We start from the raw sequence: 24,864 nt of genomic DNA on the forward strand, positions 1-24,864 counted from the left end.
TTAGGACATTTTGGGTGGGACGCTTCGCGCCCCACCCAAAATCTTCCCATTCTAACCGCCTTGGCGGTTGCCATAGTCAGCGTGTCTGCCTCATCCCTAAGTTGCTCGACGGAGATTATACTTTTGCCCATGCCACGCATCGCAGATTGGTTTATTCCCCCGGCTTCCTTGGTTGGGCTAACGCTTCTTGCTTCCGTAGCAGCGTCCCCTGTTTCAGGTCAGACTTTGCCTAGTCAGACTTTGCTTAGTCAGTCGCCGAGCCAACCGCTTCCCAACCCGCCGCGCTCAGCAGCTTATGTGCAGCCAGAAACGCCTTACACCCTGGGAGCAGGCGATCAGATTAGCGTCACGATCTTTCAGGTTGAGCAGTACAGTCTTGCATCCACTGACGTGTTGATTGATGGGACGCTCAATCTCCCGTTAGTTGGCAAGATTCCGGTTGCTGGCTTGACGCTTGATCAGGCAACTGCGGCACTTTCCGCAGCCTACGCCCAATTTCTGCGCCGACCGATCGTCACCCTAAGCCTCTTGACCCGTCGCCCCATACAAATTGGCATTGCTGGAGAAGTGGGCAATCCCGGCTCGTACACCATCAAGCAAGAAGCAACAGAATTTCCCACATTGACAGGACTGTTGAAAACCGCAGGAGGACCTACCGGAATTGCTGACGTGCGTCGTATTCAGGTGCGTCGCCCTCAGCAGTCGGGTCTTGAGCAGGTGATTAATGTGGATCTTTGGGAGTTTATCCAGACAGGCGATCTGCGCTATGACATGACCCTGCGAGATGGAGATAGGGTCTATATTCCAGCCACTAACGTTAATCTGGCAGAAGCCCCGATCGTCGCAGCCTCTAGTTTTGCAGGTCAATCTGACAAGCCTATTAATATTGCGATCGTGGGCGAAGTTTTTCGACCGGGCACCTATGCAGTAGATGGGCAAACGGCTCGAACAGCGCAAGCTGGAACAACGGGAGAAACCAACGATACAGGCAGTAGTTTACCCACCGTCACCAGAGCGCTGCAAGTAGCGGGTGGCATCAAGCCCTTAGCAGATATCCGCCGGGTGCAGGTGCGGCGACTCACCCGTGCTGGAACTGAGCAAACCTTTGAGGTCAATCTCTGGAACCTTTTGCAGAATGGCGATTTGCGGCAAGATGCCATTTTGCAAGAGGGCGATACGATCATGATTCCCACGGCAGCGCAGCCCTCAGCAGCGGAAGCTAATGCCATTGCCAGCGCTAGCTTCTCTCCCGATCAAATTCGGGTGAAGGTCGTTGGCGAAGTGAATGCGCCTGGGGAAGTGCAAATACCGCCCAATACGCCCCTCAATCAGGCAATTTTGGCGGCAGGCGGCTTTAATAGACGGGCGCGTTCAGGTTCAGTAGAGCTGTTGCGTCTGAATCCGGATGGAACCGTGTCTCAGCAGAGAATTGATATTGATTTTTCTCAGGGTATTAACGATGCAGCTAATCCGGCTTTGCGAAACAACGACGTAGTGGTTGTGCGTCGCAATGGGTTGGCGACTGTCACCGATGCGGTAGGAGATGTCTTGAGTCCGTTCAATGGCGTACTCTCAATCTTTAATATCTTCAGGCAATTTTAAAGAGATTTTGTTGTAGCCATATTCAATTTCTTTAGCAGGACTTACGCAGATTGAAGCGAAATCCGCCCCCCAACCCCCAATTCTGGGGGAGCCGGAGTTCAAAGTCCCCTAGAATTGCGAGATTTGGGGAGCAGATGCGTAAGTCCTATTTAGAACATCTTGGGTGGCGCGCTCCGCGCGCCACCCAAGATGTTCCCGTCCTAACCTAGGTGAATACAGCTATATATGGGGACTGCTAAGACTGGATGTACTCCTGAGAATAGCAGCGCTGTTTCTCTGTAAGTAGGGCACTCTGCACCAGTTGATACTCTGTTTCTATTTGAATCACTTGCTCGGTTTTATTGGTAAGAACTTTATCGGTCAGAACTTTATCGGTGAGAGTTGCCTCATGCAGTTCTTCGTCCAACCGCTTGCAGAGATCAGCCAGTCGGGGGGCACCCAGCGTCGCGCTGCTTGCCTTGAGCGAGTGAGCCACACGACGCAACAGCTTGGCATTGGCTTGGGCGATCGCCTCGTGCATGGTAGAGAGCAGTTTGGGCGTTTCTTCCAGATAACAGTCAATAATGTCGATCCAATCTTCTGGGCGATCGGCTCCTGCCATTTCACGGATTTCTCGTAGCGCTTCTGAGGAGAGGAGTGCAGGAGATGGCGGGGAACTCAGCATAGGAACGGATACAACCACAGATTTTTTAATTCCAGTAGAGAGATTCATGTTTCTTGAGTGACCGTTCAACCTTTGACTCAATCCTTGGCTCAGAGGGTGGCATTTCTCTAGAGCTTGGGCTAGCTCATTAAATCGAATGGGTTTGGCAATGTAGTCATCCATGCCTGCCTCCAGGCAGAGCTGGCGATCGCCCACCATAGCATTTGCCGTCATGGCAATGATTCGCGGACGAATTTGTCGCTCTCGACAAATCTGGCGCGTAGCGGTGAGTCCATCCATTTCAGGCATTTGTACATCCATCAGCACTACGTCATAAGACTGGCGTTGCAGAGCTGCCAAAACTTCCAGTCCATTCCCCACAATGTCGGCACGGTAGCCCAAGCGCTGCAAAATCAGCATCGCCATTTTTTGATTCACCGGATGATCCTCTGCCAGCAAGATCCGCAGCGGATGCCGCGAACCGAGGGGAATCAATCGAACGGCGGCATCTATGCGTTGCGTTAAGGAAATCTGACCCTTCAAAGCCTGAACCAGCACTTGAGGAATCTGGGTATGTTTCAGGGGCTTACTCAGATAGGCGGAGATTGGAATGTCTTGGATACCAATGCTAGATTCGGATTTGCCGATCGAGGTAAGCAGAACGATCGGGATCTCCTGGCAATGGAGCGTCTGACGGATCTGCGTTGCTAGGGTTAGACCATTGTTATTGAGCATCTGCACATCCAGAAGCATCAGATCAAACGATTCTTTTCGAAGCAGTTCTAGCGCCTTTGTTCCAGATGCGACTTGGGGCAGCATTCCCCAAAATTGGGCTTGCAGCATCAGCACCTTGCGATGAGTCGGGTTGTCTTCTACGATTAGCAATCGCTTGTTTTGCAGTAGCTCTTTCCAGGCAGGCAAGACCGGATCGGCGATCGGCGAAGCAGCAGAAACCACGATCGAAAAATAGAAAGTCGACCCTTTGTTGATCTCGCTGTCTACCCAGATGCGTCCGCCCATCAACTCCGTCAGGCGCTGGCTAATGACCAGACCCAAACCCGTACCGCCGTAGTTGCGGGTGATGGAGGAATCGACTTGGGTAAAGGGACGAAAGAGGCGATCGAGCCGTGCGGGTGAAATGCCAATGCCCGTATCTTTAACAGCAAAGCGGAGCGCATAGGTTGGCAGTTTGGGTAGATTAGGCGACTCTTCGTCTGGTTGACTGCTCCCTTCCTCTAATGCCCGGACGGTCACAAAAATAGTCACCTCGCCTCTAGGCGTAAATTTAACGGCGTTGCTTAGCAGGTTAACCAGAATTTGTCTAAGGCGAGTAATATCGCCAACGTAGAGGTCAGGAATTTTGGGATCAACCAGATAAGCCAGGTCTAGCCCTTTTTCTGTGGCTTTAGAGACAACCAAGTCGAGGGATTCTTCAATGCAGGTGCGGAGACTGAAGGGATGCCGTTCTAGCTCTAGCTTGCCCGACTCAATTTTGGAGAAGTCTAGAATGTCGTTGATGATGGTGAGTAAGGCATCGCCGCTGGTGCGGATGGTTTCAACAAAGCTGGTTTGCTCTGGATCAAGCGGGGTATCTAGCAGCAATCCCGTCATGCCGATCACGGCATTCATGGGGGTGCGAATTTCATGACTCATCATCGCCAGAAATTCGCTCTTGGCGCGATTGGCTTCTTCGGCAGTGCGCCGCTCTTTTTCTAAAATAAAGTTCTGCGTGGTCAGCTGTTCTCGCTGCTGAATTTCTTGATCGAGCAAGCGAGCCTGAGCTAAGGCAATGCCCACCTGGTCAGCAACGGCTTCTAGCAGCTCAATTTCATCTTCTGTCCACTGCCGAAAGCGATCGCACTGGTGCAACCCCAAAACGCCGTTGGGCTGATGCTGGTAGGAGGTGCGAATTGCGAGCATCGACTTTAGCCCCAGCTGATGACAGATAGACTTAATGGGTACTAACAGCGGCTCAGCGTAGACGTTTGCTGAGGCAATGGCTCGGTCTTGCGCCAGAACGGCAGTGACATGGGGATTGTTGGCGATTGGCAATTCCCAATCCAGCAAAGAACAATAGCCCGGTTGCAGGTACTCGGCAACGCAAGGAATCTGAGGGAAAGCGGCATCCGGCTTGACATACCCCAGACTAGAAGCAAACACCTCTGTTTCACCGACGATATAGGTGTGCAGCAGGCAGCGATCGACCCCAAAGGCTCGACCCAACTGCGTCACGGTTGTCTGAAAAACCTTTTGAGAGTCGAGGCTTTGCCGAATCTCTTGGGTAATTTGCTTCAGCAGCAAGCCACGCTGCACCTGCTGCTGCAAGATTGCTTGAGAATGCTCTAGCTCTGAGGTTTGCTGAATGAGAGCGGCTTCTGCTTGCTGCCGTTTGATGAATTGCCCAATTTGGCTACCGATCGCCTGCATCATCTCAATCAGCGCTGCATCAGTCGGCTGCTGCTGACCCCAAAAAGTCATTACGCCTAACGCTTCAGTGGTCGAGAGGGGAAAGGCGATCGAGGCTTGAGGTTCCGGAAGGTCAAAGCCTGGAGCCGGAGATGCTAAATGGGGCGCTTTGTACCAAGCCTGGACGCAGTGAGAGGGTTCTAGCAGCCATTCGCCCCGGTAGCAGTTCAACGACTCACACAGGAGGGGCAAGATCTGCTGCATTGCCGTCTCTGTGTTCACGGCCTCTGAGAGGATTTGGGCGATCGCATGTTCGACCCGCATCCGCTCCTCTACAGAACTGCAACAAGTCTGTGGAGAAGCGATCTCTCTGAGGGAAACTTGTGTCACATCCTCTAGCAAAATCAAGATTGCAGCATCGGCATCTGTTTGATTTAGGTCTGCCTCATCTGGGTCTGCCAGGACAGAGAGATTTAAGTGAAGCACCTCCCCATTGCTCAGAGTGCGAACTGCCTTTCTCTCTACACTGCTCTGACCGTGAAGATATTGCGATACGCCCAACAATTCTGGAAACGCTAGGCGACAATCTGTATCCCGAATCAAGGGAGCGATCGCCAAACGCGCAGCATTCTCAGAAAAGTCCATTACTGTCCAATCCTGCTTCACAATCAGGTACTCCGTTTGACGCAGGGTAAGGAAAGTTTTTAGCAGCGAGTTCATGGAGGTTGATGAGCCTAGAGAGGTACGCAGATCATCTTAGAAACAGGCATTGCTTAATCTAGGCATAAATTTTTTTGAAAAGGCGCTCCCTTTCAAAAAAATTTATGCCTGAAATCAGCGGCGCCAAAAAGCAGACCAGCACGAGAATAGAATTAGCAAACGTCTTTTCAATAATTACCGTTTTGACAGTTGCGTCTCCAGCTATAGCGCTACGCGCTTGGATTCAACGAGTTATTTTTTGAGAGCCGCGCTCCGCGCGGCTCTCAAAAAATAACTCGTCCTAACTCTATTGCGTAGGGCTATAACAATTACGTCTCTAGCTAACAATTACATCTCTAGCGTTCCCCAGTAAAAGAATTTGGCTTCAGGACGCTCAATATTTTTGGGCTGGTTTTTCGGTAAGAGGATTTTGTGTGCTTCAGCCGGATCATGCCTGAGCAGAGGTGTATTGATGTTAAAGGGATCAGACTCTGCTCAGATTCAAAGCTTGAACGGGTTGTCATGCGAAAGCGCGATGGTCACCCCTACTATCTAGCATTAGGTAGTCCTCAAAAGGTAATAATTTTTTGTTGTGGGGACGAAGCCTCACAACAAAAAATTATTACCTGGACACCACTACTCAGGCGTTATTCTACCGCAAACAAAATTTATCCTTGCAGCAGCGAGTTGGGAGCGGCGAGACATGAGTCGATTTCGGATGAGAAATGTGATACTTCCTGCCGTCCTTGTGTCGAGCGGTGTTTTTTCAGTTCTTACATTTCCCTTTGTTCTTAACAACACTGAGGTGGTTGAGTTCGTGCCGCCTCAGTTTTTAGAAGACTCCTCTCAGCCTTTTTTCAATCGTGAAAATAAAAGTGCTGCCATTCGCTATGTGGGTGGAGCGATCGTGGTGAGCGTCGGGGCAGGTGTGGCAACCATCGAAATCCTCAGACGGATGCATCCGGCAAATCAGCTTTCTAAGTTTCAGAAAGATGCCCTCAATTCCCAAATTCGTCAGCTAGAGGCAGAGGGGCAGTCTGATCCACTATTGCTCACAGAAAACGTAGAAACCGCCATCGCGGATTTTTTGAATTCGCAGGAAAGCGTTGGGTCATCAGAACAAAAGATATCTTTTACCAGTTCTGGTCTACCGAACTTTGAGCCAGAAAGCTCAATCGATCAGTTTTCTTGGGAAGAATCCGCCCCAACTCAGCAAGCCTTGAGTTCAATTCTAGAGTCGGGCTGGATCAGCTCAGAGTCACTCCAGGTAGATTCTGAAAATATCACCTCTCAAAACTTGATCCCGATCGCGGTATCCACCTCACATCAATCTTTTGAGTTAATCGGCTCTGCAAACGCTGTGCCAGGGCAAATGAGCTTGCCTTATGAAACCTATCGAATTCGGGTGCCTCACCGTCAAGATACGCTGTTCGCCATTCTTCTAGAAGGCGAGTATTACAGCCTAGTGCGCACCCACAAGAGTCAGGAGAAAGTCTTAGAACTTGCGACTCGTCTCTATCAACTTGGCGATCGCGTCGTGATCACCTCTGTGGGTGAAAGATATGCCGTGTGGGCGTTGCAGCCCGAAGCCTACTTAGAGTGGGTGTCTTAGAGCGGGCGGCTGAGAGCGGGCGGCTGAGAGCGGGTAGCTCAGAGCTGGCGGCTCAGAACAGGTAGCTTAAATTGTGGCGATCGACCTAGAGAAGGCAACTGGCATGGACGCAAATGAACTGGTGCAGAGCTATGGAGTCGGCGAAAAAGACTTTAGCGGGGCAATTCTGACTCGTGCCGATCTTCATCGAACCGATCTCCAGCAGATTGATTTGTGGGGAGCCGACCTGTCCGAAGCAAATCTAAGCAGCGCCGATCTGCGCAGTGCAGACTTGCGTGGTGCCACTTTAGAATCGGCAAATCTCTCCCATGCCAACTTGAGAGGAGCCGATCTGCGAGGCGCAAACCTGTTGCAAGCTATCCTTGAAAGCGCCAATTTGGAAGGCGCAATCATTGACGAAACCACGCAATTCCCAATCGGCTTTGAGCCATCTCAGCTACATCGCATTGCACCCGGTGCAATATTGGAGGGTATCGATCTGAGGGGCAAAGATTTGAGCGGCGTAGATCTGAGTCGGGCTGATTTGAGTGCCGCTAACTTGACAGGGACTAATTTATTTGGTGCCGACTTGAGTCAGGCGAACCTTAGCCAAGCCGATTTAAGCCACGCGGATTTGTTAGATGCTAACCTCGATCGCGCCAATCTCAATGGAGCCAAGTTACATCAGACTAACTTATGCCGCGCTAACCTCCAGGCGGCAAACCTATTTGATACGGACTTACGCCTTGCCAACTTGCAGGCAACAGACATTCAGGGTGCGCTTTGCAATGCCAAAACTCAGTTTCCAAAAGATTTGAATCCCTCACAGCTTCAGGTTTACTGGATTGTGCCCGGAGCCTCTCTACAAAATGCCAACCTCAGCCAAATGAGTCTAATCGGTGCCGATCTGCGCAAAGCCAATTTGACAGGGGCTAACCTGACAGGAACCGATCTCTGGGGCGCTGACTTGAGCGAAGCCAATTTAACAGATGCCGATCTCACGAATGCTAACCTCTGGGGTGCCAGCCTGTCTGGGGCTATCCTCGATGCGGCGATTTTGGTGGGCACTAATCTAGACGAGTCTGATTTGAGCAACACGATTTTGAGCGATGCAGTGAGGAGTCAGGAGCCAGAAGAGCAGGAGCCAGAAGAGCAGGAGCCAGAAGAGCAGGAGTTAGAGAGTTTAGAACAAATCGATCGCAACAAAGCTGATTACCTAATCTAATGTTGATACAGCCTGAAAATGTATGACTGTCGCCAGGTTGCTTAGGAACATGGATTTAACAAGATGTAATTCTTGGGGTAGGGGCTTAGCATTGCTAAGCCCCTACAGCAGATCGGTTGTACAGGTTATTTAATCCACAATCCTTAGGACATTTAGGGTGGGGCGCAAAGCCCCACCCTAAATGTCCCCGTCCTGACCGCCTTGGCGGTTGCCATAACTTATCCCTACTGCAAGAACTCGTCTGGCATCGGCGGCGCATTGGTTTGTCGATCGCCTGGAAACTGCAAGTCGTAGGGATTTTGAGGCTCTTGAGGGATTAAATAGCGATCGCCCCAGCCAAAGTTGGCTTCATCCGCAGAGGTGGGCGGTGCCGTCTCGCCAGTGGGCAGGGCGATCGCCAAAGATTGATTGACCTGCGCATAGCGCTGCCCTTCAGATGTGCTACGCACTGTTCCAATGGCTAATCGCATTCCCTGCCTTGCTAGCCGCTGCTCTAACGCAGACAGATCATCTGCGGGGGGCAAGGTTGCCAAAAACATCACTTTTTCAGAAGGCTTGAAAGAAACCCCCAGGCGAGACTGCTCTAGCTGCCAGCTTTCTTGATATTTTCCGTCTTTAGCGACCTGCCAAAGATCAAGCTGTGTCTGCCATTTGCCCTTTGTCACCTTGGCAGGTTGATACGCCAAGATGGAATAGGTGGGTGTTGGGTTAAATTGGGTAGCATTTACCAATAGACTATTTGCTGGCAAACTATCCGTTGGCAACTCATCTACCGCCAAATACCGGACGGCTGCCACGGTGATCTGCGTATTTTCGGGAAGGCGGGTTTCTCCAGCGATCGCATAAACGCCTGCATCCACAGGGGTAACGCGCATTGTTAAGGGCAGCTCGGATAGCTGAGACATCCATAACCCGTTGCAGCCAGCGCTGATCAGGAGCAGCGGCAGTGCTAGGCAGGAGATCAAAATCCGGCGGAGGGGGAGCAGGAAGGGAGAGCAATTCATCGAGCAAGTTACCTGGCAGTCGTAAAACTCTACTACCGCTTTCAGGCATTCCCGACCCGTATCAGGACACAGCAGCCAACGATCCCAGCGTATCGCCCAACTTGTCGGCAATGCCAGCCACCCAGTTTTCGTCTTGCTGAGTATAGCTGCGAGGAGCATTTGCCCCCAGAATGAGCACCCCCCGATCGCCGATCGGCTGGCAGATCACGCCCTGAGTGTTTTCGGGCAGGTAATCAAACTCGACGCGACCCGGATACAAATCGAGCTTGACCAGATAAACGGGCTTCTGGGTAGACAAAACCCTCTGGACGATCGCCCCTGGCTTGATCACAAGATCCACGCCTTCTGGTTTAGCCCTCAAGATACCGCGCCGCAGCAACACCCGACCGTCGTACCAAACGATCAGCGATCGCGTCACGGTGTTGGTTAGCAGCAAGTGTGATGCCCAAGCCAGCTCAGTTTTAAGGGCATCCGGCAAGGCGGGCGCAAGTTCAAAGCCTTCTTCACCCACTAGATCCACGGCATCAGGAAGCTGCGGCTGGATGCGTTGCCATAACAACCCTGTCAAAATCAGCAGTGCGCTGAGAATGATGCCCAGAGCATCCGATCGCGCCTGAGATGCAGTCAGATCGGGAGTAAGCAGACGATTCAGCATCAGCAGCGAACCCGCGATTATTCCCACAGCGATCGGCAATTGTCGAAGAACTTGATTTTGATCGGGCTTAGCCATTTTTGAGCGAGGTATGTACTATATCTACTGAGGGCATGTTCTGACTAGAATTTATGTCCTGACTGAAATTATGCGCTGAGCGAGATTATTTGCTGACTGAGATTATTTGCTGACTGAGATTCAGTCTAAAGGCGGTACTTGTGCAAGATTTATTGGGCGGACTGCTCTCTCTACTTTTTAATGGTACACCTGAGACAGAAGCTCTGCGGACTATGAACTGGTCAGGCTGGCTCGATTCCAGCCTAGTGCAAACCTTGACCACGCCCATTCCCGATCCGGCGGCTGAGGCGGCAATTCAGCAGCATCTAGATGCCCTCAAAGCCATGGGTTTTCCACCAGAGAATCAGGCGGTTTTGATTCAGATGGGCAATCAGACTTTGGCAGAGCATCAGAGCAGCACTCCGCTTTCAGCCGCCTCTCTGACCAAAATTGCCACGACCCTTGCCGCCCTGACCACTTGGGGCCCTGACTACCAGTTTGAGACTCTGGTTAGCACAAACGGCACGCTGAAAAATGGCGTACTCAACGGTGATTTGATCGTATTAGGCACGGGCGACCCGTTTTTTGTTTGGGAGGAGGCGATCGCCCTTGGCAATGCCCTCAACCAGGCTGGCGTTCGACAAGTCACGGGCGACTTGGTGATCACGGGCAACTTCTCCATGAACTTTGAACCCATGGCAGCGTCTGGCGATCTGCTGAAGCAAGGACTAGATGCTGATCTATGGTCTGGAGAAGCAGCCGCGCAGTACGAAAAGCTGCCTGTGGGCACTCCTCGCCCGCAGGTAAAGATCATGGGCGCTGTCCGGGTGGGAGCGATGCCAGGAGCGACAAGCCAGCCGTTGATTCGTCACCAGTCGATGCCGTTGGCGACCATTCTCAAGTCCATGAACATCTACAGCAACAACCCCATGTCTGAGATGCTGGCGAACTCACTGGGTGGGGCGCAGGTCGTTGCGCAGAAGGCTGCTGAGGCTGCAAACGTGCCGATCGCCGAAATTCAGATCGCTCGCGGTTCGGGACTAGGAGTAGAAAACCGCATTTCCTCTAGGGCGGTCGTCGCTATGTTGATCAGCATCCAGGACTATTTACAAAAGCACCAGATGGATGTTTCCGACCTGTTTCCGATCGCCGGACGAGACGGCGGCACCTTGGAGGGTCGCCTCACGCCAGAATCTGCCGTCGTCAAAACCGGAACGCTGAACGAAGTGAGCGCCTTTGCCGGAGTTTTGCCCACCCGTGATCGCGGTCTGATCTGGTTTGCCATCATCAATTTGGGCGCAGGAGACATAGGCGACTTTCACGATCAGCAGGATCGCTTGCTAGAAAACTTGCAGGCTTCTTGGGGAAAGCCCGTGCGGCTACCCGCAGAAGTGATACCGGGCGATCGCAGCCGCAATCCAATTAACTGGCTGGGCAATGCTAGCCGCAATCAAGTGCTTTAACCGAATTTAGTTTAAGGCTTCAGTTGAAGTCTTCGGGCACGATCTCGGTTACGACTCTGCCATCACCGCCCTCTGTGCCGCCGCTGACAACCATCGTATTGTTATCTAGTCTGCCTAAAGCTCTAGCGCCTCGCAAGGTGGCGGGTGGATCATTCTGATTGTAGGTAATGTTGCCATCCGCATTCATTCGCTGAGTCGGCATATCCCAGACTAAGCGATCGGTAAATAGCTCCGATTGGTTTTGGGGATTAACGGCGTGAACATTGCCGTTGAGGCGACCGATCTTGGGTGTTAAATCCATTTGCCCAGCGTTTGCGGTGACGGTGATTTGCTTCTGGCGATGCAGAATGGTTACAGGCTGATCGGCAACTAGGGTTTGCTTACTCAAATCCCAAATCAGAGAATTTCCGGCAATTTGCAGAGGTGGATCGAACAAGACTAAGTTCGCATTTTGCTTTAGCTTGATAATCTTTGTGGTGAGGTTGGCTTCGGCTTGCTGACCTTCAGCTTGGTCGATCGCCCGATCGCCCTGAATACGCTGCACCTGAACAGGGCGATCGCTCGTCACCAGATCTTTATCCATCTCCCAGATCAAGCGTTCGGACTGCATTCGCGCCTTTGGCTCCTGCTGCGTCAGGGCAATCACCTGACCCGATAGCTCCATGCGGCGCTGCCTATTCATCAGCTTCGCCTGATTAGAGGACATTTTTAGCTTGGTGTGCGTGCCGCGCAAATTGCCTCTAATGGTCATGACATCAGGCTTGGGTCGCCACTCTAGCTCGTCTCCGCGCAAGACCGCGCCACTCTTGAGATCGGTCGCGACCACCTGACCCCGCAGAAAAATGCGATCGCCATCCTTCAACACTTCGCCCCTTTGAGCTTGCACATGATAGATAGCTTTACCGTTTTGGTAAATATCGCCATCTGGACTGATCACATTCGCAATCTTCTGGTCAGGGCTATAAATTGCCTGTTTGGCCTTAACCTTCCAGAGTATCTGCCCTCCGTCGTCCGCTTGTTCAAGGGTAATATTGTCGAACGTCAAATTCGAGCTGGCTTGCTGTGCCGCAGAGCTATCTTCAGCGAGTTTCTTAGTAGCTTGGCTGCCCTGCCGACAGCTTGTGTTCAGCGTTAAAGCCAGCACTAGCAGCAAGAGAGCAGTTTTTCTTTCAGCCATTTTTCCTCAATCCAGATAAATAGGACTGTCGCCAGTTTGCCTAGGACACTTATGGTGAGGCGCAAAGCCCCACCATAAGTGTCCCCGTCCTAACCGCTTGGGCGGTTGCTATGCTGCCGATGTTTCAACAAATCGGCTGCCAAAATCTCGCCGGATTTAGACCGAATATTAGACGCAGAAATAGAGTAAATCCTTCCCTGATTTTATTCTCGGCATCTCGAAGTGGAGTTTTAGGCAGAGCGATCGCTTCACCCAAAACTTCATTTCTATAAGAGCCTACTCGTCGCCCACCTCATCCACCAAACCAATGCCTGACAGCGGTCGATAGGTGTAGCTCTGACGCGGCGTTTTCTGGATATCTTCTTTGATGTAATCCAAATCAATGTAGCGATCGGCAACATTAATCAAGCTGTCGCTGGTCATCGATCGCAGACTCACGACCTCTACCCGTACCCCCCGGTAGCTGACGGCATCCACTGCATAAGCCAAATCGCCATCGCCGCTGACCAAAACCGCCGTGTCATAGGCACCCACCAGCGCCATCATGTCTACTGCAATCTCTACATCCAGGTTGGCTTTCTTAGAGCCGTCTGGGAGCTGCACCAGATCCTTGGAAATGACTCTGTAGCCGTTCCGCCGCATCCAGAGCAGAAAGCCCTGCTGCTTCTCATTGGTGCGATCGACTCCTGTATAAAAGAACGACCGCAGCAGTCGAGATCCGGCAGTCAGGCGGCAGAGTAATTTCGTGTAGTCAATTTCAATCCCAAGCTGAAGCGCCGCATAAAACAGATTAGAGCCGTCGATGAAAATCGCAACACGACCTCGATTTTCTAATACCTGTTCTGGCGTGAACAGAGAATCGCCTTCTATGGGATGACTGCTGAACATGATTTCTCAAACCTCGTTTTTATTATGAAAAAATTAAACAAAAAAATCAAAATACTTAGGCTATCCTAACTAAACTGAGCGAGGCTGAACAAAACTGACGGCATCAGAGTCATCCTTGAAATCATTTTTGACTCCAAACCGCGATCGCCTATGTGGGCGGAGCGGGCAGCTCAAGTCTTTGAAACACAGGCATTGCCTCCCCTAAAGTTTGTCCTGTCGGCAGCGCTCCCCACAGAGAATGGGTCTCAAATGGAGCAGCCGCATCCTGCTGATTGAAATCAACGCTATATCCCAACTGCTGATAGATGGAAGTGCTGACATTAGGGATAAGCGGCGAGAGGAGATAGGCTGCCAGACGAGCGGATTCCAAAACGCCATATAGCACACGCTCTAGCTCCACCTGCTTGCCCTGCTTGTAAAGCGTCCAGGGAGCTTGTTCATCCACATATTTGTTGCTGGCTCTCACTAAAGAGAGAATGGCTTCACAAGCTTGGCTAAAGGCAAGCGCCTGATAGGCTTGAGTTACTTGCTCACCCAGCATTTCGCCCTTAGAGCGCAAAATATCTTCAGCGGGGATTTCTGAAATGGCCACGGTGGGCACCTGGCGATCGCAGTATTTGTACACCATCTTCAACGTACGATTGAGCAAATTCCCCAAATCGTTCGCCAAGTCAGCATTAAGGATGTTGATAAAACGCGCCTCATTAAAGTCGCCATCTCGCCCAAACTCAATCTCCTTCAGAAAGTAGTAGCGAATGGCATCTGATCCATAGCGCGCCACTAGATCTACGGGATCGATGACGTTGCCAAGGCTCTTGCCCATTTTCTGCCCATCCTTCGTCAAGAATCCGTGCCCAAACACCTGACCGGGAAGGGGTAGATTTGCCGACATCAGCATTGCTGGCCAGTAAACCGCGTGAAACCGCAGGATATCCTTGCCAATGAGATGGATGTCCACGGGCCAGCCACCGCTAAGGGCGTTTTCCAAAGTTGGCTCTGCCTCCAGATCTACACAGGCAGTCACGTAGCTAAGCAGCGCATCAAACCAGACATAGATTGTGTGGTCAGGATTCACGGGCAGCGGAAAGCCCCACTCGACATTTACCCTAGAAATCGAAAAGTCTTGCAGTCCTTGACTGACAAAGCTAAGAACCTCATTCCGACGGCTTTCAGGCTGGATAAAATCTGGACGATCGCTATAAAGCTGCTCTAGCGCCGACTGATACTTGGAGAGCCGGAAAAAATAGTTCTGCTCATCTCGCCACTCAGCAGCTTTGTTAGGGTGCAAAGGGCAGTGGTGGTCGTCTAGCAGCTCACGCTCTTCTTTGAATTCTTCACAGGAGACACAGTACCAGCCCTGCTGCTGCCCCATGTAAATATCGCCACTCTCCCAAACGCGCTGAAAAAACTCGTAGACAATTGCCTCATGTCGCGCTGATGTGGTGCGAATAAAGCGATCGGTCTGGATATTCATTTTTTCCCAAAGGGAAACGAAGGCAGCAGCATACTGGTCGCAGTGAGCTTGGGGCGATCGTCCTGCGGCTTCTGCCGTTCTTTGGATCTTTTGCCCATGCTCATCGGTGCCCGTAATCATCAAGACAGACTTGCCCTTTAACCTGTTGAATCGAGCAATGGCGTCGGCGGCGATCGTCGTATAAGCACTGCCCATATGCGGCAGATCATTGACGTAATAAATAGGGGTAGAAATTGAAAATCGGCTTTGTATGGCTTTAGAACTCATGAATCATTAAAATTTTTGAACCTCATCCTTGCCTAAGCGGGAGAGCCTAGCTGGAGTACTCTAATTTTTTTAGAGCTGTTTAAAGTGTTGATGACTTAAATGGATTTGGCTTGATTCACCATCACCTTATGAACAGCTTCTTAGAACAATTTGTGTAAATATTTTAAACCTTATGTTAGATAGACTCAGTATAAATAAACTCAGCGACCTTTGACCAGACAAATTCTGCCTCCCAGCTAACTTACCTCTCTAACTGACTGATTGAACATTCATAAGGAGCAGCGTTTACCTCAGTAGGTATAAACCTTAGTTTGCTCAGGATACTCACAGGAGAAAAGTTTCAGTCTTTGTTAACCTTCATCTAACTGATTAATTTTAGTTATTAAATCAATCCTTTATGTGTATGTTACGTTGCATTTCGCCATGAATTTGCTAACTTTAACTTCAGCGTTCCGAGCCTAGCATTCAGCTATCCCTAATCCCTTTTTAGCCTGAGATATCTTAAGATTCTCCTAATATAGAATTACCTACCCAAAATAAGCCTGACTCAAAATGACTGCCTAGAGTGGCTGCAGATCTTTTGTCCTTTCAGTCCTCGCTCCTTGCTTGTCGTATAGAAAAAGAGGCAAGTTATTCTAGGGCAGCGATCGCACCCCAGCGGATTCCTTCATCATTTCTTCCCTATGAGGTGGAGAATGCTATCTAATAAGGTTGATTCTGAGAACGATCGCTCAAAAAGCGAACTAAGATTAAGAAAGGTTACAACTTAAGGTACGCAAGAGAAAAGGGTTGATGCAGAGTCCGCTGTTCATTTCCCAGCAGTTGCTTCGGCTGCTAGGTACTCGTATGTTTTGTCATCATCAGGATCGTATCCCCCAGGATGGCGCAGTGTTGGTAGTGAGCAATCATCGTAGCTTCATGGATGCTCCTCTGCTGATGGCAGCAGTCGAACGTCCGATTCGGTTTGCTTGCCACCATTACATGGGGCAGGTGCCTCTTATGCGAGAATTTGTCATGCGCTTGGGATGCTTTCCGCTGGATACACCCGATCAGCGTCAGCAAAGTTTCTTTCACCAGGCAATCGACTTGCTCCAAACTCGCCAAATTGTGGGGCTGTTCCCAGAAGGAGCAGAGCCTATGATTAAGCCAACTCACCCTAGCGAAATGGGTGATTTTCAGCGTGGTTTTGCCCATCTGGCGCTCCGTGCCCCGGTGAAGGATCTGGCGATCTTACCTGTGGCGATCGCTTCCCACACCGAAACGACAAACTCTGCGGTGCCCTTACAGCTTTTGAGCTTTTTTGATCCCTCAGAGCCACTGTTTCAACAGTCGGGATGGCATCCTATGGTGGTTTACCAGCGGGTTGATGTGCTGATCGGTCGCCCTATGTGGATTACGTCTGCCCAGCGCGATGGTTATAAGGGTAAACAGGCGAAGTCAGTAGTATCGGATTTGAAGGCTGAATGTCAGTCTGAAATTGCGGATTTGCTTCGCTATGGGCAATAGCTGAGCCACAGGAAATAACTGTTACGGGCAAATAACTCGAATGCGTGATGCTTACTCTCCTCCTTATTTTCGTGTTCCTCGTCCACTTAATCCCCAAGCGCCTTTATTTATTTATTTGCCAGGAATGGATGGCACAGGGCAGCTTTTAAGTCGCCAGCTTGCAGGTTTAGAGCAAGCTTTTGATATTCGTTGTTTGACTCTACCACCCAGCGATCTAACGCCTTGGGATCAGCTAACGTCGCAGGTGGTTCGTTTAATCGAAGCTGAGTTAGAGCATGGTGCCCAGCAGCCCGTTTATCTCTGTGCTGAATCTTTCGGCGGCTGTCTGGCACTAAAAGTTATGGAACGATCGCCCCACTTGTTCGATCGGCTCATCTTGCTAAATCCGGCCACCTCTTTCAAGCAGTCCTTTTGGATCTACTGGGGATCGCATCTGATACAGCCTGTGCCCGATCTGGTTTATCAAGCTTCCTGCGTTGGATTTTTACCTTTTCTTGCTGCCTTAGAACGTATCGAAGCCAGCGATCGCCGTGCCCTGCTGGATGCCATGCAGTCTGTCACTCAAAAAGCGTCAATCTGGCGGATGTCGCTACTCCGAGAATTTGAGTTAAGCGACACAGTTCTTCGCAACATTCACCAACCTACATTAGTGGTAGGCAGTCAACGCGATCGCCTCTTGCCCTCTATGGATGAAGCGCAGCGATTGGTGGGCCTCATGCCCAATGCACAGATGCATCTTTTGCCAGATAGTGGTCATGCCTGTTTGCTGGAGTCTGCTGTGGATCTTTACGACATCTTAAAAGTTAATCAGTTTCTTCAGCCGTCTCGTAACGCCAATGGAAACGCCAACGAAAACGCCGATGAGAGGGTGAACAACGGAGCAGTTCTAGGCAAAACTCTCTCGTAGCCTTGCGGATTAAAGCGTTTACGGACTAAAGCGCTGTGAATCGATCGGTTGCCTGAATTAAAGCGCTGCGAATTCCAGGTTCGGTCATGGAATGTCCGGCATCGGGCACAATTACAAATTCTGCTTCGGGCAAAGCTTGATGAAGTTCCCAGGCAGAAGCCATTGGGCAAACCACGTCATATCGACCTTGAACAATCACTGTTGGCAGGTGACGAATGCGATCGCAGTTTCGCAAAAGCTGATCTTCCGTCTCTAGAAATCCTCGATTCACAAAGTAGTGACACTCAATTCGCGCAAAGGCATCGGCGAACTGATCCTCACCAAAGCGTTGCTGCAAGTCCGGATCTGGCAATAGCTTACTGGTGCTGCCCTCCCAAATCGACCAAGCACGAGCCGCCTCAGCCCGAACGGTGCGATCGTCGCTAGTCAAGCGTTTATGGTAAGCCGCAATCAAATCATGCCGCTCGGCAACAGGAATGGGCTGCAAATAGGCTTCCCATGCGTCTGGAAAGATATAGCTGGCACCTTCCTGATAAAACCATCGCAATTCCTGCTGACGCAGCAAAAAAATTCCTCGCAGAATCAGTCCTTTACAGGCTTTGGGGTGAGTTTGGCTATAGGCTAGCGATAGCGTACTGCCCCAACTCCCCCCAAATACAACCCACTGGTCAATGCCCAGATGGGTACGTAGCTTTTCAATATCGCTAACTAACTCCCAGGTTGTGTTCTCCCGCAACTCGGCATGAGGGGTGCTAAGTCCACAGCCCCGCTGGTCAAATAAGATAATCCGCCATTGGTGAGGATCAAAATATTGACGATAAATTGAATTGATACCGCCCCCCGGCCCACCATGCAGAAAGACAACGGGCTGACCTTGGGGGTTGCCTGCTTGCTCAAAGTAGATCTGATGCAGGTTAGAAACCTGAAGAGTATCTGCGTGGTAAGGGGCGAGCGCCGGATAAAGCTCTCTCAAAGACATACTTGTTAGGCTCAAAAGCTAGGCTCAAATGATAGTTCAGACATCAAGATTAACGCAGACTACAATTGAGGAAGTTCGCACCTATGCAAGCTCACCTCCATTTGAGCCTGTATCTACCTGAGCAGATACCTATTCGAGAATGAGCTTTAAGGCAAAATTTCAATCCTCACAGATCGTTTACTTAGAGTGTCAGAAGACCCGTTTGTATGCGGAGGTCATCCAAATTGTTGAGGATAGACAGCTGGCGTGGGTGCGCCCCATAGCATTGGTAGACGCATCAGGTCTGGTGGATGATTTGAGCAAGAGCGACGATCGCCACTTGGACAACCAGCCCCTCCTCTACGACTTGCGAGAAGGCGCCGACCTACTTTGTCCCACATCGCTCTTTCAAGCTGCTCTGGATACACAGGTTATTCCCATTTTGACAGAGCTTGAAATCTCTAAAGCGGAAATGACGAGGCATCAAGCTGCCTTTTCACAGACGGTTCCACAACCATCCGCATTGCATCATCTACTTCGGGCATTTATTCAGAATGTCTGGCAAACCCATCCTGAAGCCTTTCAGCCCTAAGAATACATTTCAGACATGAACCTGCCCAAAGCCAAGAAATTTTAAGGACTGGGAACCAGGTGAATGCGACCTGCATCCATCTCAGACATTAGCAGTTCCAGCGCTTCATAGTCTGTATCTGAGATATGACCTAAGCGGGTCAACTCATAATTGATCTCATTTTCAATATCGGGGGTGAGTTGCTTAATGTGCAAGGCCTTAGCAACAAGCTGCCGAATTATATGGGAGGGTTTCATAGTAAATCGGGTCGCGACAAATCGAGAGGGCATTCCATAGCCCCAATCTTCTTGTAGTTATTCCCATATGCACATGATCCAGACCGCTGATTAAGAGTGATCTTAATCACAAATTTCTATGTCTTTAAAGCAGCAGGTGATGCCTCATCAGAGGAATTATGACATCGCCAAGATGTTACTAATCGAACTTGTCAAAATGTAGCGTTGTGATACTATTCGGCAATAGAGTTCTTTGAGCTTCGTGTCTCCTGAACTTTATTTCCTAAACTTCATCATGGGAAAACCGCTCGACATCCTTCCTTGAAACTGAATCTGCTTGAAATTCAATATGCCTGGAAGCTCTAGAGATCAAGTGTGAAGAAACATCTGTCTTAAATAGTGACCCTGACGAGTTCTACTTACGTAAATCTACTGATACTTGAGTCTATATTTGAGCGATCGTTGCAATATCCGATTCATAGAATTTAATGCTATCGTCCCTCAAAGGTTGCGAATAGCACTATTCTGTTACACAAGATACATCCTTGAGATGCTTGACAGTTCAGGAATACGAACTAATCTTGTAAAGTCAAAGGGAGCTGATTAATGCCCATATTTTAAGTAGGGTTAAGATAGTGTAAACTTATGTGTAAGGTGAGTGATAAAGCACATCCAACCTCTGCAAAGTTAAAAATTTGTATTCATGGACACTCTCTCGTGAAATCACTTACTTAAAACTTTAACTGTAACGCTAGGTTGATAAAGATTTCGCGAAACTGTCCGGACTAACTGGTCGGCAAGAGAAATTCAAAGCTATTGTCGGTTACATCCCAGGAGCGTTTGTTCAAATACTTGCAGGCTATTCAACCTCAGCTATTAAGCGCAGTCCTCAACGCACTCGTTCACTGATAATCAATCGTTCGCTGACATACACAAGGATTCGGACAATGCAAAGCACTTTCGTTCACACCGCTACAGTTGTTCAGCCTTCTGGTCACATCAATTTAGATAATGCAGAAATCCTGAAACAGCAACTGACAGAGACAGTTTCGTCCAAAGAATACTCTTCTCTGTGGGTAGATATGAGTCGTGTGGAATCTCTAGATAGTCACGGTTTGATGGCTCTGGTGTCCACTCTGACCCTGGCACAGCGGATGAATAAGCAGTTTGGGTTATTCGGTATTTCTCCTTCTGTCCGAATTGTGTTTGAACTAACTCAGCTCGATCGCGTGTTTAATATCTTCGATCGCCATCCCGCTGAGCTAGACGTAGCTGCCGCCTAAAAGCCGGGTTGAAGCTTTTGGGGTTGTTTCGATTGTTGCTCTGAGACCTCTATCAACTGCAACTTTGTCGTGCTGCCATCCTCGTCATAGCTTGATTGGGTTGGGTCGCAAGGCTATAGCGATACTGTCGCCTCAGGTTTGGGAGCTAAGTTTGAGGCGGGGTCTGCACGCTTTGCTAAGTTATCCAGTTTGAGCTATCCGGTATAGTGGACTATGAGTAAAGCGGATTGTGAAATCCCTCTAGCCACTGGAAAAATTGCCGTGACCGTCTCCCCCTCTACAAGCCTGGTTGATCAGCTGCTGATCCCAGACATTTCTCGTCCAGCGCGATATTTAGGTAATGAGCTGGGAGCCGTCCACAAGCCTTGGGATGCGGCAACCGTTCGGTGGGTGCTGACTTACCCAGAACTCTACGAAGTTGGGGCATCTAATTTAGGGCACATCATCCTCTATAGCATTCTCAACGCTCAGCCTCAACAGCTTTGCGATCGCGCCTACCTTCCTGCTGCTGACTTGGCGGCAAAACTGCGATCGACCCAAACACCGCTGTTTGCCGTAGAGTCACGTCGTTCACTGACTGATTTTGAGATTTTGGGTTTTAGCCTCAGCTATGAGCTAGGAGCCACCAACATTCTGGAAATGCTGTCGCTTGCAGGGATTCCCCTCACCTGGCAAGAGCGGCAGGCTTCAGGTCGCTGGGACGTTGAGCAGGGCAGCTATCCCTTAATCTTCGCAGGGGGACAAACTGCAACTTCTAATCCCGAACCCTACGCCGATTTCCTGGATTTTGTGGCGATGGGTGACGGGGAAGAGCTTCTGCCCGAAATTGGGCTGATTATTCAAGAAGGCAAGCTGGCAGGCTTGAGCCGAGAGGAACTTCTGCTGGATCTGGCGCAGGTTCCGGGCGTGTATGTGCCTCAATTTTATGAGATGACGGCAGAGGGAAACGTGCGCCCCATTCGCCCTGACGTGCCAGAACGAATTTTGCGGCGGGTGGCGACGCCGATTCCGGCTTACTCTATTGGGCTAGTCCCGTATGTAGAAACCGTACATGATCGCCTGGTGATCGAAATCCGGCGGGGCTGTACAAGGGGCTGTCGCTTTTGCCAACCCGGAATGCTGACCCGTCCGGCGCGAGATGTGGCACCAGAGCATGTGGTAGAGGCGATCGAGCAGGGAATGCGCGCCACGGGCTATAACGAATTTTCGCTCCTATCCTTGAGCTGCTCGGACTATTTGGCGCTGCCTGCGGTCGGCATGGAGATCAAAAATCGGCTGAAGGATGAGAACATCACGCTGACTTTGCCGAGCCAACGGGTCGATCGCTTCGATGAAAATATCTCCCATATCCTGGGCGGAACGCGGCAATCAGGGCTGACTTTCGCGCCAGAGGCAGGCACACAGCGACTGCGAGACATCATTAACAAAGGCTTGACCAACGAAGAGCTGCTTCGGGGCGTGAAAACGGCTTTTGAGCAGGGCTGGGACAAGATTAAGCTCTATTTTATGATTGGGCTACCGGGTGAAACTGATGCAGATGTGCTGGGCATCGCGGAGACGATGCGATGGCTGCAACGAGAATGTAGCGGCAGGGGCAGAAAAAGACTCAGCTTCAATGTGACCATTTCCAACTTTACGCCCAAGCCCCATACTCCCTTTCAGTGGCATTCTGTTTCGACGACAGAATTTAAGCGCAAGCAGTCGCTGCTGCGGCAGGAGTTCCGAACCATGCGTGGGCTAAAGGTCAACTTTACGGATGTGCGCATTTCGGCAATGGAGGATTTTGTGGGACGGGGCGATCGCCGTCTTGCCCCTGTGGTGCGCCGCGCCTGGGAGCTAGGTGCCGGAATGGATGCCTGGTGGGAAAGTCTCGATCGCGCTTTTGCCGCCTGGACTCAGGCAATCGAGGAGTCTGCCCTTACCTGGAAGTATCGCCAGGTTGAAAATGGCGAGTGGAATGTAATGGCTGGGCTAGAAGCACAGGATCACCTGCTGCCCAATTTGGATGCGCCGTTGCCGTGGGATCACCTGGATACAGGCATTGACAAGTCTTGGCTTAAAGATGACTTACAGCGTGCTTTGGAGGCGGCGATCGTCCCAGATTGCTCTTTTGACGGCTGTTCGCACTGCGGCGTGTGCGGCACTGATTTTGGTCATAACGTGGTGGTGCCGCCCCTGCCGATTCCCAAATTTGACGGGGAGTTTGTGCCCAACCAAAACCGAGTTCAGCGTCTGCGGGTCTGGTTTGGCAAGCTGGATAATATGGCGCTCATTAGCCATCTGGACTTAATTCGACTGTTCGATCGCGCTATCCGCCGTGCCTCAATTCCGATCGCTTTCACAGGCGGCTTTCATCCCACTCCTCGGATTGCGCCCGCCAGCGCCCTGCCCTTGGGCGTGACTAGCTCTGGCGAAATTGTTGATTTTGACCTGACGCAGACGGTGGCGATCGAGGAATTTCGCCAAAAGCTTGCGGCTCAGCTGCCCGCAGAAATGCCGATTTATCAGGTGGAGGCGATCGACCCCAATGCGCCCTCAGCAACGCAACGACTCGATCGAGCTGAATATTTGATTAGAGTTAACGCGGTCGATCCCTCAGAAGAATCTGTCTGGGAAGCCTCGGTTGACGACTGGCAGACCTGGATAGCCCAAATTAAGAACAGCTCCGAGATTTGGATGCAGCAAACTACGAAATCTGGACAGATTCGTCAGGTCAATTTACGCGATCGTCTGTTTGAATTGGCAATCGCAGAAGCTGCGCTAAAAACGCCTCATCCTAGCGCTGAAGGAGTCACCTTACGCTTTGTAGGTACCTGTCATAATGATGGCAACCTGCTACGCCCAGAGCATTTGGTTTATATGCTGCAACAGGTGAGCGATCGCGAATTTCAGCTTCTGCACATCCATCGTCATCAACTCCATTTGCTCTGAAGGCTTGATCTATCTATAGGTTGATGTTCTTAGCAACTGAATTTGGTCAACTTATAGCAGAAGCTACTCCAGAGGCAAAGCGATGCGTAAACTTAATATTGGTTTGAGTGAAGAACAGCGGCAGGGCGTCATTGAACTCCTCAACAGAGATTTGTCAGATGCATATCTACTGCTGATCAAAACCAAAAAATATCATTGGGATGTGACTGGACCTCAGTTCCGTACCCTGCACCAGCTATGGGAAGAGCAGTATCTGGCTTTGACCGAAAGTGTTGATAGCATTGCGGAGAGAGTTCGTACCCTTGGTGGATATCCTGTAGGCACAGCCGAAGGATTTTTGAAGATGGCATCCATTAAAGAACATGCAGGCGATGTGCCGACTGCAACTGAAATGGTGGCAAATCTTGTAGAAGATCATGAGCAAATTATTCGTAATTTGCGCGGTCACGTTGGTCAAAGCAGCGAAGACTTCGGCGATGAGGGCACCGCAGATTTCTTGACGGCTTTAATGGAAGCGCATGAGGAAATGGCATGGATGCTGCGATCGTTTATTGAAGGCGAATCGCTTGTATCTGATGGCAGCAAAACCAATGCCAAAATCAAGTCACCTGTAGGTGTGTAGAGCGAATCGCGTCTGAGATTCGTTTAGTAGAAGATTCCATAAATTAGGTTGAAGAGGCGAACTAATTTAAAGAGGCAGAAACCTAGGTTTCTGCCTCTTTGCTTGTCAAGCATAATGGTCGCCAGTTTGCTTAGGACATTTTGTTATGATACCGATTTAAGCGAATTTGTGGGTACATCGAACCTCAGAAGGGGCTTGGCATTGCCAAGCCTGTACCGGGATCTGTCGCGGTTCCAATTTAAATTAGTATGACATTTCGGGTGGGGCGCGAAGTGCCCCACCCGAAATGTCCTTATCCTAACCGCCTTGACGGTTGCTAAATTAGATAAGTTTTTTTGAGAGGGGCATAGAGCGCTCCTTTCAAAAAAATTCGGTTCCAGCAGCAACACTTTCTATACGTTACCGATCCTATACATTACTGATCTGATGACCTGCCGCAGTAACCAGTTGCTTAAACGTGGTTTCAGAAGCTTGCGATTCAACCGTTACTGTATGTGCCTCTATATCTATGTCTACCTTTGCTTCAGGCTCAGAGGTCAGAATGGTTTCTCTCAAAGATTTTGCAGCTTCAGGAGTGCTCAGAGTTGGAACATGTAGTTTAAGTGCCATATTTTTCTCAATGTGTGAATTCAAGCTTATTGTCTACTTTTGCTTGAATTCACGCATTGAGCCATGGGCGGAGCTTATGCATCCTCAAGACAG

General features: G+C 50.3%; 19 protein-coding genes. 10 read left to right on the top strand and 9 right to left on the bottom strand.

Going from position 1 to position 24,864, the window contains the following annotated elements; translation table 11 throughout:
• Positions 1–129: 129 nt before the first annotated feature.
• Positions 130–1,602: a polysaccharide biosynthesis/export family protein gene (locus tag AC5JMP_RS06995; RefSeq protein ID WP_495850709.1), complete on the top strand. Its 1,473-nt coding sequence runs from the start codon at positions 130–132 to the stop codon at positions 1,600–1,602.
• A 235-nt stretch (positions 1,603–1,837) separates the two neighbouring features.
• Here the strand turns inward: AC5JMP_RS06995 and AC5JMP_RS07000 are convergent, their stop codons facing one another.
• Positions 1,838–5,371 (bottom strand): response regulator, encoded by a 3,534-nt coding sequence (locus AC5JMP_RS07000; RefSeq protein ID WP_495850710.1) that lies wholly within the window; start codon positions 5,369–5,371, stop codon positions 1,838–1,840.
• Between the two features lie 682 nt (positions 5,372–6,053).
• Between AC5JMP_RS07000 and AC5JMP_RS07005 the strand changes: the two genes are divergently transcribed.
• Positions 6,054–6,962 carry a hypothetical protein gene (locus AC5JMP_RS07005; protein ID WP_495850711.1) on the top strand — a complete coding sequence of 303 codons (909 nt, stop codon included), beginning with the start codon at positions 6,054–6,056 and terminating at the stop codon, positions 6,960–6,962.
• A 73-nt stretch (positions 6,963–7,035) separates the two neighbouring features.
• The gene (locus tag AC5JMP_RS07010; RefSeq protein WP_495850712.1) at positions 7,036–8,166 is read left to right on the top strand and encodes a pentapeptide repeat-containing protein; all 1,131 of its coding nucleotides are present in this window, start codon (positions 7,036–7,038) and stop codon (positions 8,164–8,166) included.
• Positions 8,167–8,390: 224 nt separating this feature from the next.
• Here AC5JMP_RS07010 and AC5JMP_RS07015 read toward each other — a convergent pair whose 3' ends face one another.
• A complete protein-coding gene (locus tag AC5JMP_RS07015; RefSeq protein ID WP_495850713.1) occupies positions 8,391–9,170 on the bottom strand; it encodes a hypothetical protein in 780 nt (259 codons plus the stop codon).
• A 61-nt stretch (positions 9,171–9,231) separates the two neighbouring features.
• Complete coding sequence (locus AC5JMP_RS07020; protein WP_495850714.1) at positions 9,232–9,900, bottom strand: cofactor assembly of complex C subunit B; 669 nt, start codon at positions 9,898–9,900, stop codon at positions 9,232–9,234.
• A gap of 140 nt (positions 9,901–10,040) precedes the next feature.
• Between AC5JMP_RS07020 and AC5JMP_RS07025 the strand changes: the two genes are divergently transcribed.
• Entirely contained in the window at positions 10,041–11,342 is a 1,302-nt protein-coding gene (locus AC5JMP_RS07025) for a D-alanyl-D-alanine carboxypeptidase (protein WP_495850715.1), read from the top strand.
• Positions 11,343–11,361: 19 nt separating this feature from the next.
• Here the strand turns inward: AC5JMP_RS07025 and lptC are convergent, their stop codons facing one another.
• From lptC to metG, 3 genes are all read right to left on the bottom strand, one after another.
• On the bottom strand, positions 11,362–12,519 hold the full coding sequence (gene lptC / locus AC5JMP_RS07030) for an LPS export ABC transporter periplasmic protein LptC (protein ID WP_495850716.1): 1,158 nt from the start codon (positions 12,517–12,519) through the stop codon (positions 11,362–11,364).
• A gap of 276 nt (positions 12,520–12,795) precedes the next feature.
• Entirely contained in the window at positions 12,796–13,407 is a 612-nt protein-coding gene (locus AC5JMP_RS07035; RefSeq protein ID WP_495850717.1) for a LabA-like NYN domain-containing protein, read from the bottom strand.
• 148 nt (positions 13,408–13,555) lie between these two features.
• Positions 13,556–15,148: a methionine--tRNA ligase gene (metG, locus tag AC5JMP_RS07040; RefSeq protein WP_495850718.1), complete on the bottom strand. Its 1,593-nt coding sequence runs from the start codon at positions 15,146–15,148 to the stop codon at positions 13,556–13,558.
• 792 nt (positions 15,149–15,940) lie between these two features.
• Between metG and AC5JMP_RS07045 the strand changes: the two genes are divergently transcribed.
• Together AC5JMP_RS07045 and AC5JMP_RS07050 are read left to right on the top strand one after the other, a co-directional pair.
• Complete coding sequence (locus AC5JMP_RS07045) at positions 15,941–16,654, top strand: lysophospholipid acyltransferase family protein (protein WP_495850719.1); 714 nt, start codon at positions 15,941–15,943, stop codon at positions 16,652–16,654.
• Between the two features lie 40 nt (positions 16,655–16,694).
• Entirely contained in the window at positions 16,695–17,561 is an 867-nt protein-coding gene (locus tag AC5JMP_RS07050) for an alpha/beta fold hydrolase (RefSeq protein ID WP_495850720.1), read from the top strand.
• Between the two features lie 25 nt (positions 17,562–17,586).
• Here the strand turns inward: AC5JMP_RS07050 and pip are convergent, their stop codons facing one another.
• Positions 17,587–18,534 carry a prolyl aminopeptidase gene (gene pip, locus AC5JMP_RS07055; protein ID WP_495850769.1) on the bottom strand — a complete coding sequence of 316 codons (948 nt, stop codon included), beginning with the start codon at positions 18,532–18,534 and terminating at the stop codon, positions 17,587–17,589.
• A gap of 145 nt (positions 18,535–18,679) precedes the next feature.
• Here pip and AC5JMP_RS07060 point away from each other — a divergent pair, with 145 nt between their 5' ends.
• On the top strand, positions 18,680–19,111 hold the full coding sequence (locus AC5JMP_RS07060; protein ID WP_495850721.1) for a hypothetical protein: 432 nt from the start codon (positions 18,680–18,682) through the stop codon (positions 19,109–19,111).
• A 41-nt stretch (positions 19,112–19,152) separates the two neighbouring features.
• Here AC5JMP_RS07060 and AC5JMP_RS07065 read toward each other — a convergent pair whose 3' ends face one another.
• Positions 19,153–19,347, bottom strand: a complete 195-nt coding sequence (locus tag AC5JMP_RS07065; protein WP_495850722.1) for a hypothetical protein — start codon at positions 19,345–19,347, stop codon at positions 19,153–19,155.
• Between the two features lie 926 nt (positions 19,348–20,273).
• Between AC5JMP_RS07065 and AC5JMP_RS07070 the strand changes: the two genes are divergently transcribed.
• The 3 genes from AC5JMP_RS07070 to AC5JMP_RS07080 all read left to right on the top strand — a co-directional run bounded on the left by AC5JMP_RS07070 (position 20,274) and on the right by AC5JMP_RS07080 (position 24,162).
• Complete coding sequence (locus tag AC5JMP_RS07070; RefSeq protein ID WP_495850723.1) at positions 20,274–20,609, top strand: STAS domain-containing protein; 336 nt, start codon at positions 20,274–20,276, stop codon at positions 20,607–20,609.
• Positions 20,610–20,822: 213 nt separating this feature from the next.
• Positions 20,823–23,540 carry a TIGR03960 family B12-binding radical SAM protein gene (locus tag AC5JMP_RS07075; protein WP_495850724.1) on the top strand — a complete coding sequence of 906 codons (2,718 nt, stop codon included), beginning with the start codon at positions 20,823–20,825 and terminating at the stop codon, positions 23,538–23,540.
• A gap of 82 nt (positions 23,541–23,622) precedes the next feature.
• Positions 23,623–24,162 carry a Dps family protein gene (locus tag AC5JMP_RS07080; protein WP_495850725.1) on the top strand — a complete coding sequence of 180 codons (540 nt, stop codon included), beginning with the start codon at positions 23,623–23,625 and terminating at the stop codon, positions 24,160–24,162.
• A gap of 408 nt (positions 24,163–24,570) precedes the next feature.
• Here AC5JMP_RS07080 and AC5JMP_RS07085 read toward each other — a convergent pair whose 3' ends face one another.
• Positions 24,571–24,771 carry a heavy metal transport/detoxification protein gene (locus AC5JMP_RS07085; protein ID WP_495850726.1) on the bottom strand — a complete coding sequence of 67 codons (201 nt, stop codon included), beginning with the start codon at positions 24,769–24,771 and terminating at the stop codon, positions 24,571–24,573.
• Between the last annotated feature and the right edge of the window lie 93 nt (positions 24,772–24,864).

The organism is Drouetiella sp., assembly GCF_059504425.1.